This window comes from Spirosoma oryzicola (assembly GCF_021233055.1).
GTDB lineage: Bacteria > Bacteroidota > Bacteroidia > Cytophagales > Spirosomataceae > Spirosoma > Spirosoma oryzicola.
This window is the reverse complement of the sequence record NZ_CP089538.1, coordinates 2,702,315-2,718,817: the sequence shown is the minus strand read 5'-3', so window position 1 is coordinate 2,718,817 and position 16,503 is coordinate 2,702,315. Positions and strand designations below refer to the sequence as shown.

Sequence of the window (16,503 nt, the reverse complement as noted above, 5' to 3'; positions counted from 1 at the left end):
GGTCACGTTTCGCACGATCACACTTGCTTCCCGGTCAGGAATCCGCTCAGGACCCGGCCAATCGGATCGCTCAGCCGAACGCGGATCAGCCGGACGTGCGGAATTCGTAGCGCATCGTCCAACTTCGCCAGATACGCCGTAGCCGTCTGCCGAACGGTGTCCCGAACCGCATCGGCCTGTAGTTCGATTTCGCGTCCCGTTTCCAGATCCTGAAAGCGGTAGAAACCCGTCAGGTTAAAGTCCAGCTCCTGATCGCCAAGAATCTGAAAAATAACGATTTCCCGACGCGGCCCGGCCACGTTCTGAATCAGGTGCAACCACTCGTCGCCCACCTGCAAAAAGTCGGACGCAATAATCAGCAGTTCGCTTTGCTTGCGGCTGAACTCCGGAAACGAGGGCTGCTTGACCACCCACGCTCCGGATGCCTGCGCCGTTTCCAGCGTACCCACAATCTTCAGAAACGATTGCTTGCCCGGTGGAACCAGCGCCTGAACGTCGCCATTTTGCAACCCATACAAACTGAGTTGATCGTTTTGCCGATAGCCCAGGTACGCCAGTGACGCCAGAAGAATTTTCGCGTAGTGTAACCGGCTAATTCCCGACTCGTCGTAATTCATCGATCCCGACAGATCCAGCAAAAACCGGACCTGCTGGTTACTCTCCGTTGCCGATTCCCGAACCAGGTAATTGCCACTCCGCGCAAACAGTTTCCAGTCGATACGTTTGGGATCGTCGCCCGGTTCGTAGTGCCGATACTGTTCAAACTCGGTTCCTATTCCCGACCGGCGGCTGGTCTGAATACCCAGCATCAGCTCATCGCTGACAAGCTTGCTAGCCAGTTGCAGGTTGTTTAAACGGATCAGATCAGAAGTCAGTGTAGCCATTGTTGATGAATACCGAAGCAGCAAGAACGCAGGGATTTCCAGGAAATCCTGTTTCTATAGCTTTTGATGGGAATGAGATTGAACCGCAGCCGGTGCGCATCAGCTACGCACGCGTTAAACCGATGCCCTACCCTACGAGCGTTCGTTTTACTTTACCCCTTTGAGTAGTTCGCTGATGACCTTATCGGTGGTGATCCCCTCCGAATCGGCGCGAAAGTTCAAGGCGATTCGATGGCGCAATACCGGATAAGCCAGCGTCTGAATATCGTCGGGAATAACAGAAAAACGCTCATTGAGCACTGCGCGGGCTTTGGCACACAAGACCAGCGCCTGTCCGGCACGCGGACCCGCCCCCCATTCGCACCACTGCTTCACGAACGCCGAAGGACTATCCTGCGGACGCGTAGCCCGTACTAGCCGGTTGATGTATGCAATCAGTTCATCGCTGATGTGCACCTGCCGGGTTAGGCTTTGTAGATTCAAAATATCCTCGTCGGAGAGGATCGTATTCAGCACGGGGCGTTTGGTACCCGTTGTGCTTTGCAATACGGTAAGCTCTTCCTGCTCCGACGGATAGCTTAGTTTGATGTACAGCAAAAAACGGTCGAGCTGGGCTTCGGGCAATGGGTAGGTACCGGCCTGCTCGATGGGGTTTTGTGTGGCAATGATCAGGAACGGACGTGGTAAGGCATAGTCGTTGCCCCCATACGTGACCTTGTATTCCTGCATGGCTTCCAGCATGGCGGCCTGCGTTTTGGGGGGTGTCCGGTTGATCTCATCGGCCAGCACAACGTTGGCAAACAAAGGGCCTTTGTTGAACTGGAAGAATTTCTTGCCGGTCTCGTGGTCTTCTTCCAGAATCTCGGTACCGACAATATCGCCGGGCATCAGGTCGGGCGTAAACTGAATGCGTTTGAAGCGCATGGCCAGCGCATCAGCCATCGTCTTGACCATCAGCGTTTTGGCAAGTCCGGGTACGCCTTCCAGCAGGCAGTGACCACCCGCTAAAAGCGCAATCAGCACCTCGCTGATGACCTCCTGTTGTCCGATAATTACTTTGCCGATTTCGTTGCGTAGCTGCGGCAGCCTGGCCACCAGTGTTTTGTAATGGGTTAAGTCTGTTGATTCCAAGTTTTTATCAGGTTGTATAAAGAGGTAAACGGTACGTGATGTAGAATTGATCGTTGCCTATTCTATTCTACAGACTCATTTAAGCGTTTCATTCTCAAGCCGTATTAGCTGTTTTTGTCATCCCGACAACGGAGGAATCTTTGTTTACTAGTACCGGAGATTCCTCCGTTGTCGGGATGACAAAAATGCGATTACAACCAATCAGGCGGTTAAGGCATAGGTGATGATGTTTACGCCAAACTTCGTGTTGTCCTCGGCCAGAAACCGTTTGTTTCGAAAATCATAATCCCACTCACAGCCGTAATCCTTGTTGCTGTACAATACCCCGATTCGACCGTTGACAGTGATGGCTTTCAGGTAATCGTGTACCAGATCGTCGCCCCAGCCGTTCAGCTCGAACGAAGTCGTGGGCGGACCCTCCTCAAACGTAAAAAAGCAGGTGTAGAGCGGGTGATTATTCGGAATTTTCTGCAACGCCTTCGGTCCGAACGTGCGGGCCATTTCCTGCTCAAACGACCGGGCAAACAAAGCGTCGATGTCGTGATTGCAATCGTCAACGAACACAAAGCCCCCGTTCTGCACGTATCGTTTGAAGTGATCGCGTTCCTGCGCCGAAAACTCAACCAGTTTATGCCCGCTCAGGTAACAAAACGGGCTTTTAAACAAGTCGGGGCTGCTCAACTGAACCACTTTTTCCTTCTGGTCAACCGGAATGGTTGTGTATTCGATCAGGGAATGCAACAGATTGGAGGGCATTCGCTGGTCGGTATCCCAGTCGCCGGAGGTGTATTGGAGTCGAGTGAAAATAAATGGTTTCAAAAGCGGTTGTTGCGAAGTGTTTTATAATCAAAAATCATCAGTCGGCCTTGGTCATAATTCGCTGCAAGGCTTCCATATTCGCTTGCCTGTCAAAAATAGCCCGTACCGGAATCTGAAAGCCCGGTACAGTCAAGGCTTCGAGTGTGTCGTCGCTGTACACGGTTGCCACCGATGCAAAGGCCATTGTCGGTTCGTCCAGCTGGTATTGCTCAACGGACTTCCGAACCGGGTCGATAATCCAGTATTCGAGAACACCGTGGGCTGCGTAGTCCTCAAACTTAATTCCCCGGTCGCGTCCGGTGGTGCTTCGGGAAAGAATCTCGACAACCAGATCCGGGGCAGGATGCTCCATCTGATCATCAGTAAACGAACGGGCTGTTTCGCGGTTCCAGAAGCAAATATCCGGTTCATAATCATTCCGCGTGAGGCCAACCAGCGCTTTTTCAGAATCAACAGCGCCCAGGTCATGCAGATGTACATACACCCGAAGCAATGTTGTCAAGTTCTGCGTTGCATCCAGATGACGGCGTTTGACGGGCGAGTGCATAACCACTTCGCCGTTGATAAATTCGGCCTTCACATCATCCCGCAGCCACTCCCGAAACGCACGACGACGCTGGGCTTCGTCGGCCAGAATAGCCTGCGCTCGCTCGATCACCAATTTGGCATCAGGCGCTTCCAGTAGGTCAGCAACGCGGTTTTCAAGCATGTTTCGATACGGTTAATAGCCTATGAAGTTACGATTATTTTTGCTCGTTTGGTATCGTCAGATTTGAGAAACAGTATTGTCCGAAATGTTGGATTTACCCTGATTCGATGTCCTTCTAGAGTGATGTCGGTTTTGAGAACCGCGCGGGCGGCCCCGCCGACATCACTCTAGAAGGACTAGGTTATGCGTTTTACGGATTTCGGACAATGCTAAGCTAATTTGAGAGCCGCACGGGCCGCCCACGCGGTTCTCAAACCTGACACCACACTAGCGGACGCTTCTTTACACCGCATCAGATAAGCTCGTGAACGTAAATTCCCGAATCTTCATCGGCGGCACCAGGTAATTCTGATCGGACTCGGTACTGACTACCCGCTCCGGTTTACCCAGGGCTTCGAGGTTGTTGAGCATAATGATCGGGCTTTCGTTGAAACGGAAGTTCTTGACCGGATGCTTGATCTTTCCGTTTTCGATATAGAACGTTCCGTCGCGGGTCAGGCCCGTCAGCAGAATCGTCTGCGGATCGACCTCCCGGATGTACCAGAGTTTGGTTACCAGAATACCGCGCTGCGTGGTTCGGATCATCTCCTCCAGCGACGCGTTGCCGCCCATCATAATCACATTGTTGGGACCAGGAATCGCCTTTTTACCAGTTTTCTGCGCCCAATACCGCGAATACGAAAGATTTTTGACGACACCTTTCTCGATCCACATCGTTTTTTCCTGAGGTCGCCCGTCACCCGACCAGGGCGACGCGGGCAGTTCGGCATTGGCCGGATCGGAATAGATCGTTACGCGCTCATCGACGATTTTATCACCAAGCCGGGATTTGCCGCCCATCTTGCTAAAGTACGACCGGCCTTCGTCGGCGCTGCGGGCATCCATATTGAAATAGATGTTTTCCAGCAACACGGCTGCGGCTGTCGGCTCCAGGATAACGGTGTACTTACCCGGCTCAATAGCCCGTGCCTCAGCGGACCCCTGCGCCTTCTGCATCGCAATGCGCGTTGCGGCCACCGTATCCAGTTTTGTTATGTCGTTATAGCCGCGCGCTACGTAGCCGGAACCTTTACCATCGTCGGTGCGGACGGTCAGCGAAAAATTGACGTTGGTGCTGGGGTAATACGCAAAAAGTCCTTTGGAGTTCATCATGGCCGTATACCCATGATAGTCCTGTAAAAAGCCAGCCGCCGTCAGCTTCTGGTCGCGCGCCAGCTGTAAGCTTTTCGCCACGGCATCAGCCCGCGTGTCGGGCGTGATGTTGGCCGTAGCCTCCACAAACCCGTTAGTCTTCATGTACTGTTGCGGACCGAGAACGCTCACATATTCAGGGTTTTCGGGAGCCAGCCGGGCTAATTCTTCAGCACGACGCACGACCTTTTCGAGCGACGCATCGTCGAATTCGTCGATTGTTGCGGTACCAACTTTTTTACCAAATGCGGACTGGACCTGTAGGTTCTGGTTTGTCGTGGAGCCGCTGGTGGATACTTCGTTACGAGCGTAACGCAGGTTACCCCGCTCTTCGCCCAACAGATTGACTTCGCATTCGTCGGCTTTCGAATAGCTTAGTACTTTGGTGAGTAGCGCCTTTGCTTCGGCTTCGGTGAGTATGATTGCCATAGTTGTGGTCGATGACTAGATTTTTCGAGCTGTGTTGATGACATTGACCCCGTTGAAGCGAGCGGTCGAACTACCGTGCGAAACCGCACTCGACTGCGGGGGTTGCCCTTTTCCGTCAAAGAATGAGCCGCCTAACCGATAATCACGCTCATCGCAAACGGCTACGCAGGAGTTCCAGAATTCCTGGGTGTTCGACTGGTATGCCACGTCCTTGAGCATACCCGCAATCTCGCCGTTTTTGATTTCGTAAAACAGCTGACCACCAAACTGAAAGTTGTAGCGCTGCTGATCAATCGAGAACGAGCCGTCACCGATGATGTAGATTCCTTTTTTGACATCCTTAATCATCTGCTGCACCGACAGGGGTGTTTTACCAGCCGCCAGCGATACGTTGGCCATCCGCTGAAACTGCACCGAACCCCAGCTATCGGCGTAGCAGCAGCCCTGTGATTCGTTTTCACCGATAATGTGTACCTGATCACGGATGGCCTGGTAGTTGACAAGCGTTCCGTCTTTTACCAGATCCCACTGTTTAGTTTTGACGCCTTCGTCGTCCCAGCCCACAGCGCCTAGCGAACCGACCTGCGTTTTGTCGGCAAACAGGTTAACCTGCTTACTGCCGTAGTTAAAGTTCTTACTTTGCCACTTATCGAGGGTAGCAAAACTGGTTCCGGCAAAGTTGGCTTCGTAACCCAGTACGCGGTCCAGCTCCAGCGGGTGACCCACCGATTCGTGGATGGTAAGCCAGAGATGCGACGGATCAAGAACCAGATCGTATTTGCCCGCTTCAACCGATTTGGCGGTGTGTTTCGCCCGTGCCTGTTTAGCCGCAGCCGTCACGTCTTCGAGCATATCGTAGCCCTTGCTGTAGCGGGTCGTAATGCCCGTAACCTTGTCCGACGGGTTGACTTGCAGGTACTCGTAGCCCATGCCGACCGGAGCGCTTAGGGCGTTGCGCGTTTCAAATTTGCCCGTTTTTGGGTCGATAGCCGTTACATTGAATATCGGCCAGATGCGGTGAATGTCCTGATCGGCATAGGTCCCGTCGGTTGACGCGAAGTATTTCTGCTCGTTGACCATGAACAGCACCGAGTTAACATAGTTTGCCCCGTTCTTCAGGGCGGCATTGTTCACCCCAAGCAGCAGATCGACCTTTTCTTTGATGGGTACTTCAAAGGCGTTTTTCTGGATGGGTGCTTTCCAGCTTACTTCGCCGTAGCCTTTCTGGGGAGCCAGTTGAACCGGTTGTTTCATCAGCTTGGCATTCGCTTTGGCGATGGCCACAGCTTTTTCGGCCGCTTTCGCAGTATCGGCTTCATTTTTCGCATCAACCACGGCGGCAAAGCCCCAGCAACCGTCGGCAATAACGCGAACACCAACGCCGTACGATTCCGTGTTGACGATGTTCTGTACTTTGTCCTCGCGGGTGATCACGTACTGATTCAGGTAACGACCGATCCGCACGTCGGAATAGGTGGCTCCTTTACTTTTAGCCGTATTGAGGGCGGCATCGGCCAGCCGTTTCTTGGTCGCCACATCGACGCCCGGCTCCAGTAAGGCTTCCGGACTAACGTTGCGGGAAAAAGCCGGGAGCTTGGGCAGCAAGATCCCGGCCGTGCCCATGCCCATTAATTGATTAAAGTTTCGGCGGTTCATGCGAGTACATTAGATAGGTTGGGATTTGTTTGTGTGGACGAAAATAATCGGGACGCGGATTACACACAAATCCGCGTCCCAGAATCATTATACCGCGTCTGACAAACTGGTAAACGTAAAGTCACGAATCTTCATCGGCGGAATCAGGTTGCCACCCGCCCGAACGGGTTTACCCAGGGCTTCGACGTTATTAAGCATGATGACGGGGCTTTCGTTGAAGCGGAAATTCTTGACCGGAAACTTAATCTGCCCGTTCTCGATGTAGAACGTTCCGTCGCGGGTCAGACCCGTGTAGAGCTGCGTTTGCGGGTCAACGGCACGGATGTACCAGAACCGCGTCACCAGGATACCTTTATCGGTACTCTTGATCAGATCGGCCAGCGACTGCGTACCGCCCTGAAGAATAAATCCCGACGGGGGCGGAACGGCTTTAGCCCCTTTCTTGTCGGCCCAGTACCGCGAGTAGAACATATTCTTGACAACGCCTTTCTCGATCCAGGTTACTTTTTCCTGAGGAACGCCTTCGCCACCGCCCCCACCGAAGCGACCACCACCGCCCCCGCCAAAGGGCGAAAGAGGCAGATCAGCATTCAGCGGATCGGTAATAATGGTAACTCGCTCATCGAAAAGCTTTTCATTCAGTCGGGTTCCCCCTCCTTTTTTACTTAGAAAGCTACGGCCTTCGTCAGCACTGCGCGCGTCCATGCTGCGCATCATGTTTTGCAGCAATTCAACCGACGCCGTTGGCTCCAGAATAACCGTGTACTTTCCCGGTTCCAGCGCCCGCGCACTTGCCGACGCCAGCGCCTTCTGCATGGCGATTTCGGTGGATGCTTTCGTGCTGAGCTTACTGACATCGTTGACATCCGGGTTGGCATAACCCGACCCTTTCCCATCCGCAGTGCGGACCGTAATGGAAAAATCAACGCCGGTCGAACGGTTGTAGCCAAACAGCCCTTTGCTGTTGCCGATAGCCGTAAAACCCGTGTTATCTTCCATGTAACCGGCCGCCGTCAGGTTTTTCTGGCGACAAGGATCTATGCTGTCGAAAGCCGCCTGCGCCCGGAATTCAGGGTCAATCTTGGCGGTGCTTTCGGCGTAGGTGTTTGATTCCAGATACGTCTGGGGTCCCAGCATGGCCATGTATTCCGGATTTTCGGGCGCTAAGCGGGCGATTTCTTCCGCCCGGCGAACCGTTTTTTCGAGCGAGGCATCGTCAAGCTCGTTGATCGTTGCCGTTCCCGACCGCTTGCCGAAAACCGACGTAACGGCAACCGAGAGGTTATTGGTTTCACCACTGGTTGACACGGAGTTACGAGCGTATCGAATGTTGCCCGTTCGACTGCCACTGACGCTAACGCTGGTTTCGTCAGCTTTCGAGTAGGACAGTACTTTATCAATGATTTTTTTGGCTTCGTCTTTGGTTAGAATGGCCATAGTTCGTTATTGTCGATGACTAGATTTTTCGAGCGGTATTGATGACGTTTACTCCGTTGAAACGGGCCGTTGCGCTGCCGTGCGAAACGGCGCTGGATTGGGAGGGTTGTCCTTTCCCATCGTTGAACGCTCCACCCAGCCGGTAATCGCTTTCGTCGCAGACGGCTACGCAGGAGTTCCAGAATTCGCGGGTGTTGGCCTGATAAGCGACATCTTTGAGCATTCCCACGATTTCACCGTTTTTGATTTCGTAGAACAATTGACCGCCAAACTGGAAGTTGTAGCGCTGCTGATCAATCGAGAACGAGCCGTCGCCGATGATGTAGACACCGCGCTTGACATCCTTGATCATTTGCTGCACCGACAGGGGTGTTTTGCCAGCCGCCAGCGATACGTTGGCCATGCGTTGAAACTGCACCGAACTCCAGTTATCGGCGTAGCAGCAGCCCTGCGATTCTTTTTCGCCGATGATGTGCGCCTGGTCGCGAATGGCCTGGTAGTTGACCAGCACACCGTCCTTGATCAAATCCCACTGTTTGGTTTTGACCCCTTCGTCGTCCCAGCCCACAGCACCCAAGGACCCAACCTGCGTTTTGTCGGCGAAGAAATTGACGGCGGGGCTACCGTACTGAAAGTTTTTGCTTTGCCACTTATCGAGGGTGGCAAAGCTGGTACCGGCGTAGTTGGCTTCATAGCCCAGCACCCGGTCCAGTTCCAGCGGGTGACCGACCGATTCGTGGATGGTCAGCCAGGTGTGCGACGGATCGAGGACAAGGTCATACTTACCCGCTTCAACCGATTTCGCCGATAATTTTTCTTTGGCTTGTTTAGCGGCTGCCGTGATGTCTTCGAGCATATCGTACCCTTTGTTGTAGCGGGTCGTAACGCCCGTAACCTTATCCGACGGGTTGACTTGCAGGTATTCGTAGCCCATTCCCATTGGGGCGCTGAGCGAATTGCGGGTCGCAAAGCGGCCATTGGCCGGGTCAACGGCAGTTACGGTAAAGCTGGGTCCAATCCGGTGAATGTCCTGGTCGGCGTACGTCCCATCGGTCGATGCGAAGTATTTCTGCTCGTTGACCTGAAACATCACGTTGTTGACGAAGTTGGCACCGTTTTTCATGGCCGCAGCATTGCACGACAGCAGCAGATCGACCTTTTCTTTGATGGGTACTTCGAAGGCATTTTTCTTGATCGGCGCTTTCCAGCTTACTTCCCCGAATCCTTTCTGGGGGGCCAGTTGTACGGGTTCGGTCAGGAGCCGGGCGTTGGCCTTCGCAATCGTTACGGCGGTTTCGGCGGCTTTGGCCACAACGGACTCGTCGCGGGCATCACCGACCGACGCAAAGCCCCAGCAACCGTCGGCAATCACGCGGACGCCCACCCCGAAGGATTCGGAGTTGACGATTCCCTGCACTTTGTTTTCACGCGTGAGGACAAACTGGTTCAGGTAGCGACCAATCCGTACGTCGGCGTAGGTGGCTCCTTTCGCTTTGGCCGCATTCAGGGCGGCATCGGCCAGCCGTTTTTTCACGGCTATATCCAGACCGGGCTCCAGCAATGCTTCGGGGGCGACGGTACGCGAGAAGGCGGGCAAAGATGGCATCAAAATACCAGCAGCCCCCATACCCAGAAGCTGATTAAAATCTCGACGGTTCATTGAAAAAGTGTTTTAGACACGAAGGAAGATGGCACAGAGAACACCCGGCGTTTTCTGGTAGAAAGCGCGGTGTTCTGCGTGTGAAAATTATACAGCATCGGACAGGCTCGTGAACGTAAAGTCCCGAATTTTCATCGGTGGTACAAGATTACCACCCATCCGAACGGGTTTGCCCAAGGCTTCAAGGTTGTTGAGCATAATGACGGGGCTTTCGTTGAAGCGGAAATTCTTGACCGGAAACTTGATCTGCCCATTTTCGATGTAAAATGTTCCGTCGCGGGTCAGGCCGGTGTAAAGCAGTGTCTGCGGATCGACGGGGCGGATGTACCAAAACCTCGTCACCAGAATACCTTTCTCCGTACTTTTTATCATGTCGGCCAGCGACTGCGTACCGCCTTCCATGATGAAATTGGCGGGTGCCGGAATGGCTTTCACGCCTTTCTTCTCGGCCCAGTAGCGCGAATACGAAAGGTTTTTAACGACGCCTTTCTCGATCCAGGTTACTTTTTCCTGCGGACGTCCATCGCTGCCACCCCCAAAGCGGCCACCACCGCCCCCACCGAACGGCGACGCCGGTACTTCGGGATTGGTCGGATCGGAATAAATGGTGATGCGCTCATCAAACAGCTTTTCGCCCAAGCGCGTACCGCCCCCTTTTTTACTCAGGAAGCTACGGCCTTCTTCGGCGCTGCGTGCATCGAGCGAACCCATCATCGCGGCCAGCAGCGAAGCGTCTACGTTTGCCAAAAGAGCAGCGGGTTCCAGAATAACGGTATATTTCCCCGGCTCTAACGCCCGCGCACTCGCCGACGCTTTTGCTTTTTGCATGGCGACTTCGGTAGCGTCTTTGGTACTGAGCTTCGACACATCCGTTACGTCGCGGGTCGCGTATCCGGAGCCTAGTCCATCGGCAGTACGTACCGTAACCGAAAACTCAACCGATGTTTCGCGGTTGTAGGCCGATAAGCCTTTCGTGTTGCCCAGTGCCGTAAACCGGGTCGAATCTTCCATGTAGCCAGCCGCCGTCAGGTTATTTTTTCGGCAGGGGTCGAGACTATCAAAGGTCGCCTGCGACCGGAAAGCAGGGTCAATCTTAGCGGTACTTTCCGCGTAAGGGTCTGCCGACAGATACGTTTGAGGCCCCAGCATGGGCACGTATTCCGGGTTTTCGGGAGCCAGTCGGGCAATCTCCTCGGCCCGGCGAACCGTTTTTTCGAGCGAGGCATCGTCAAACTCGTTGACCGTTGCCGTACCCGACCGTTTGCCGAAAACCGCCGTAACGGCCAGCGACAGGTTGGTACTTTCGCCACTGGTAGAGACGGCATTCCGCGCGTAGCGAATGTTTCCCGTCCGTCCGCCCGACAGGTTGACGCTCATCTCGTCAGCCTTCGAGTAGGACAGCACTTTATCAATGATCGTCTTTGCTTCGTCTTTGGTTAAGATCGCCATTTTAGTGTCATTCAAGTGTCATCAATTGCTATTGATCGTCATTTGTCGTCCTTCTTTATTCAGGCAGCAAACGACAGCCAACGCCCATTAATGACAAGGTAATGCCTATATTTTCCGAGCTGTATTGATCACATTAACGCCGTTGAAGCGAGTCGTTGCGCTACCGTGGGAGACGGCACTTACCTGAGAAGGCTGGCCTTTCCCGTCGAAGAACGAGCCGAATGTGCGGTAATCGTCTTTGTCGCAAAGCTGAGCGCAGGAGTTCCAGAATTCCTGGGTGTTCGACTGGTATGCCACATCGTCGAGCATTCCGGCAATCTGACCGTTCTTGATTTCGTAGAATAGCTGACCGCCAAACTGGAAGTTGTAACGCTGCTGATCAATCGAATAGGACCCGCGACCAATGATATAAATACCTTTTTCGACGCCTTTGATCATATCGAAAACAGAGCGTTTTTCATCGCCGTGCTTCAGTGAGACGTTTGGCATCCGCTGAAACTGCACCGAACTCCAGTTATCGGCATAGCAACAGCCGTTCGATTCTTTTTCGCCCAGAATAGCCGCCTGATCACGAATGGCCTGATAGTTTACCAGAATACCGTCTTTGATCAAATCCCATTCTTTGCTAGGAACCCCTTCGTCATCGTACCCGACGGTTCCGAGGGTGTACGGCTGTTGTTTGTCAGCAACGATATTAACCAGCTTGCTACCGTAGTTAAAGCTTTTTGTTTTCCACTTGTCGAGGGTGGCAAAGCTGGTACCGGCGTAGTTGGCTTCATAACCTAGTACGCGGTCCAGTTCCAGCGGGTGACCAACCGACTCGTGAATGGTAAGCCCTAAATGGTTTGGATCGAGAACCAGATCGTATTTACCGGGCTGAACCGATTTGGCCGTCAGTTTCTGCTTCGCCTGCTTGGCCGCCAGCACCGCGTCTTCGACCATGTCGTACGAGTACCGATAGCCGACCAGGCCATTGGGAGCCGCTATTTTTTCGGACGCTACCCCATCAAGGTATTCGTAGCCCATGCCCATTGGCGAACTGAGCGCGTCGCGCGTTTTGAACTTACCCGCCCCTTTGTCCAGAGCAGTCACCGTGAACGTCGGCCAGATGCGGTGAATATCCTGATCGATATACGATCCATCGGTCGAGGCAAAATATTTCTGTTCGTTGACCAAAAACAAATTCGAAGTAACAAAAGCCGCCCCGTTATCGATAGCTGCCCCGTTGACTTTCATCAACAGATCGATCTTCTGTTGTACCGGGATTTCAAACGCATTTTTTTTGATCGGCGTCTTCCAGCTTACTTCCCCTACCCCTTTCTGCGGAGCCAGCACAACCGGTTCGGTTTGCAGTTTGGCGTTGGCCTTGGCAATGGCGACAGCGGTCTCCGCACAGCGGGCAATGGCATCCGGAGTCACGTCGCTGGTAGCGGCAAAGCCCCAGGTTCCATTGGCAATCACCCGGATACCGATGCCGTAGGATTCGGCATTGACAATGTTCTGCACCTTTTTTTCGCGCGTAAACATGTACTGTTGCAAGTACCGTCCAATGCGCACGTCGGTGTAGGTGGCGCCTTTGCTTTTGGCCGCATTCAGTGCGATGTCGGCAAACCGTTTTTTGGTGGCCACATCCACACCCGGTTCGAGCAAGTACTCGGACGGCACGGAATGGCCCAATATAGGCACCCCACTGGCCGGAATTCCGGCGGTCAGTAAAGCTCCCATACCCATGCCAGACAATTGAATGAAATCTCTTCTGTTCATGTGATGAATAATAAAAAACTGGCTTTCTCTGATCGCATTCCGTCGGGCTTACGGGCATCAGAAACGCGAATATGGTCAAAAATACGATCAATTACCAAACTTTTATGATGAACGGCAATACACTTACCAAATATTCATCTGAGTTTATGGCCCTTTTCGACTTTAAACAGTAGTCTTCTTTGTTATGAGTAATAAGTCGGAGAAGAGGAAAATCCGCTTTTCGAGTAAGTGATTGTTTTAAAGGAAATTACTAATAATTTACTGAAACGACCGCCCCGGAATTATACTTATACGGTTGGTCCACCCGGCTGGCCAAAAGATCTATTTCAGCGGGACCATCAACAAAAAAAATTCAGGAATCTATTTCTAAAAGATAGAGTAAGCTCCCCTTTTCTTAACTAAGTTTATACGCAATAACCCGCTGATTAGCAGTTATTGGACTCTAAAAAGAAGATATACGACGGAATTGGGCAGTCTGCTTCGTATGACTTCCACACGGACCCGTAACGGCTACCGCTATCGATAACCCCCTCAACTAACTTCGTTTATTATGTTCCAATTTTTCCGATTGGTTACTGTCCTACTGTTGTTTGTTCAGACAACGGGATGGTCACAAACACTTCCATCACCCAAAGAGCATTTTGGCTTTACCATCGGCGATGACTATCAATTGGCAACCTACACGCAGACCGAAGCGTATTTTAAAAAGCTGGCTACGTCGGACCGCACGAAACTGGTTGATATCGGCATGACCGAAGAAGGTCGTCACCAGTACATGCTGATTGTATCGTCACCGGAGAATATCAAGAAACTGGACCGCTACAAAGAGATCTCACAGAAATTAGCCCGGGCAGAAGGCATTACCAAGGAACAGGCGATGGCGATGGCGACCGAAGGCAAAGCAATCGTCTGGATTGACGGGGGTCTTCACGCTACCGAAACGGTTGGTACGCATCAGCTGATCGAAACAGCCTGGCAGCTGGTCAGCCGGAAAGACCCCGAAACGCTTCGCATTCTGGATAATGTCGTGATTCTGCTGACCCACGCCAACCCCGATGGGCAGGAAATTGTCAGCAACTGGTACATGCGTGAGCCAAAACCCGAAAAGCGTACGCTGGATTATTTGCCCCGGCTGTACCAGAAATACGTTGGGCACGACAACAACCGCGACTTCTTTATTATGAACATGAAAGAATCGCAGAATATCGGACGGCAGTTGTTTGTCGAGTGGATTCCGCAGATCATGTACAACCACCACCAGCGCGGCCCGGCAGGTTCGGTACTGGCTGGTCCGCCGTACCGCGATCCGTTCAACTACGTCTTCGACCCGCTGATGATTACGGGTATCGACGCCTTGGGCGCGGCCATGATCAACCGGTTGAACGCGGAAGATAAACCCGGTTTTACGCGGCTGGGCGGCTCTGTTTTCTCAACCTGGTACAACGGCGGTTTGCGCACAACAACGCACTTCCACAACATGATCGGCCTACTAACCGAGATTATTGGCAACCCGACCCCCGAAACCGTGCCTTTGGTTCCACAACGGCTGATCCCGAACGGCAACACCCCGTTTCCGGTGACTCCGCAAAAGTGGCACTTCAAACAGTCGATTGATTACTCGCTCTCGCTCAACTACGCAACGCTCGATTATGCAGCCCGCCATCGTGATGAACTGCTGCTCAACATTTACCGGATGGGCAAAAATTCCATTGAGCGCGGCAGCAGCGATTATTGGACACTTTCCCCAAAACGGGTTGATGCCATCACGCAAGCCTATCAGACGGATCTGAAGAAGCCCCGTTCCGACTCCTCAGCACGCCCGGCAGCCAGCGAAGGCTCGCGCGGGGGTGGTATGCCAATCAAATACTACGATGCAGTCCTGAAAGATCCGAAGCTGCGCGATCCGCGTGGTTTCATCATTACAGCGAATCAAACCGATCCGGCAACCACCGTTAACTTTGTGAATGCCCTGATCAAGACAGGTATTCTTATCCAGCAGGCAACCGCCGATTTTACCGTAGCGGGCAAGAAGTACCCAGCGGGTTCATACGTTGTCAAGACCGACCAGGCGTTCCGTCCGCACATACTCGATATGTTCGAACCGCAGGATCACCCCAATGATTTTCCGTATCCAGGTGGCCCGCCCATCCGTCCGTACGATGCCGCTGGCTGGACGCTGGCTTACCAGATGAACGTTCAGTTCGACCGGATTCTGGACGCGTTTGATGGTCCGTTCAAAAAACTGCCTTACGGCGAACTGCAAACACCAAAAGGCCGTATGGACGCGTCGGCGGGCGCGGGTTATGTCTTGAATGCACAAGCCAACAACTCGTTTATTGCGGTCAATGATCTGCTCAAATCGGGCGTTGACGTTTACCGGCTCCCGTCGGGAAGCACCGGCAAATCGTCCGTCGAACCAGGGACATTCTTTATTCCGGCGTCGGCGAAAGCGAAAGCCGCTCTGGAAAAAGCGACCAGAGAATTTGGTGTCGATGCAACGGGAATCGCCAAGCGACCTTCGGGGGCGCTGGTCAAAGTTTCGCCGATGCGAATCGCTCTCTGGGATACGTACGGCGGTTCGATGCCGTCGGGCTGGGTACGCTGGCTGATGGAACAGTATCATTTTCCCATGAACATTATTCGCGCACAGGACATCGACGCCGGTGATCTTCGCAAAAAGTACGATGTCATTGTGTTTGTTACGCGGGCGATCCCACCCGTGAGCAACTCAGGTGGTGGCACCCGTGGCGAAGGCGAATACCAGATGCGGGAGCCAAAAACGGAAGAGCTACCCGCCGAGTATCGCCCGTGGGTAGGCCGGATTACCGCCGACAAATCGATTCCTCAGCTAAAGAAGTTTCTTGAAGCAGGCGGTAGCGTGGTAACCATCGGTTCCAGCACGAATCTGGCTTATCATTTGGGCTTACCCGTTAAAAACGCGTTGGTTGAAATGACCAATGCGGGCCAGGAGCGTCCGCTACCCGCTGAAAAATATTACATCCCAGGCAGCATTTTACGCGTCACACTGGATTCGACGCAACAGGCTACCTGGGGTATGCCTTCTCAGACGGACGTGTATTTCGATGCTAGTCCCGTGTTTAAACTAGCCCCGGATGCTATTGCTAAAGGCACTGTGAAGCCGCTGGCCTGGTTCTCCACGAATAAGCCGCTGCGTAGCGGCTGGGCCTGGGGTCAGTCCTATTTACAGGACGGTGTTGCCGCGTTCATGGCCCCGGTTGGGTCGGGCAAGCTCTACGCTTTTGGTCCGGAAATTACCTTCCGGGCTCAGGCACAAGGAACGTTCAAACTATTGTTTAACCAGTTATACGCGATATCCGTTGGTCAGTAAGCAAGACCAGCCGCTCTAAAAACGA

11 protein-coding genes are annotated in these 16,503 nt (G+C 53.1%); 1 reads left to right on the top strand and 10 read right to left on the bottom strand.

The features are described from left to right. Positions 1-17: 17 nt before the first annotated feature. From LQ777_RS11500 to LQ777_RS11455, 10 genes are all read right to left on the bottom strand, one after another. Positions 18-884, bottom strand: a complete 867-nt coding sequence (locus tag LQ777_RS11500; RefSeq protein WP_232562666.1) for a DUF58 domain-containing protein — start codon at positions 882-884, stop codon at positions 18-20. Between the two features lie 147 nt (positions 885-1,031). Continuing rightward, positions 1,032-2,015 carry an AAA family ATPase gene (locus LQ777_RS11495; RefSeq protein WP_232562665.1) on the bottom strand — a complete coding sequence of 328 codons (984 nt, stop codon included), beginning with the start codon at positions 2,013-2,015 and terminating at the stop codon, positions 1,032-1,034. Between the two features lie 201 nt (positions 2,016-2,216). Then, entirely contained in the window at positions 2,217-2,834 is a 618-nt protein-coding gene (locus tag LQ777_RS11490) for a DUF4159 domain-containing protein (protein ID WP_232562664.1), read from the bottom strand. Positions 2,835-2,871: 37 nt separating this feature from the next. Next, positions 2,872-3,543, bottom strand: coding sequence for a Uma2 family endonuclease (locus tag LQ777_RS11485; protein ID WP_232562663.1), 672 nt, complete (start codon positions 3,541-3,543; stop codon positions 2,872-2,874). 282 nt (positions 3,544-3,825) lie between these two features. Beyond that, positions 3,826-5,163, bottom strand: a complete 1,338-nt coding sequence (locus LQ777_RS11480; RefSeq protein WP_232562662.1) for a TldD/PmbA family protein — start codon at positions 5,161-5,163, stop codon at positions 3,826-3,828. Positions 5,164-5,178: 15 nt separating this feature from the next. After that, positions 5,179-6,819, bottom strand: a complete 1,641-nt coding sequence (locus tag LQ777_RS11475) for a TldD/PmbA family protein (RefSeq protein ID WP_232562661.1) — start codon at positions 6,817-6,819, stop codon at positions 5,179-5,181. A gap of 87 nt (positions 6,820-6,906) precedes the next feature. Beyond that, the gene (locus LQ777_RS11470; RefSeq protein WP_232562660.1) at positions 6,907-8,256 is read right to left on the bottom strand and encodes a TldD/PmbA family protein; all 1,350 of its coding nucleotides are present in this window, start codon (positions 8,254-8,256) and stop codon (positions 6,907-6,909) included. 19 nt (positions 8,257-8,275) lie between these two features. Further along, the gene (locus LQ777_RS11465) at positions 8,276-9,916 is read right to left on the bottom strand and encodes a TldD/PmbA family protein (RefSeq protein ID WP_232562659.1); all 1,641 of its coding nucleotides are present in this window, start codon (positions 9,914-9,916) and stop codon (positions 8,276-8,278) included. An 87-nt stretch (positions 9,917-10,003) separates the two neighbouring features. Next, positions 10,004-11,365: a TldD/PmbA family protein gene (locus tag LQ777_RS11460; protein ID WP_232562658.1), complete on the bottom strand. Its 1,362-nt coding sequence runs from the start codon at positions 11,363-11,365 to the stop codon at positions 10,004-10,006. A 105-nt stretch (positions 11,366-11,470) separates the two neighbouring features. Then, positions 11,471-13,129 carry a TldD/PmbA family protein gene (locus LQ777_RS11455; protein WP_232562657.1) on the bottom strand — a complete coding sequence of 553 codons (1,659 nt, stop codon included), beginning with the start codon at positions 13,127-13,129 and terminating at the stop codon, positions 11,471-11,473. Positions 13,130-13,679: 550 nt separating this feature from the next. Between LQ777_RS11455 and LQ777_RS11450 the strand changes: the two genes are divergently transcribed. Then, entirely contained in the window at positions 13,680-16,478 is a 2,799-nt protein-coding gene (locus LQ777_RS11450) for a M14 family metallopeptidase (protein WP_232562656.1), read from the top strand. Positions 16,479-16,503 lie beyond the last annotated feature (25 nt).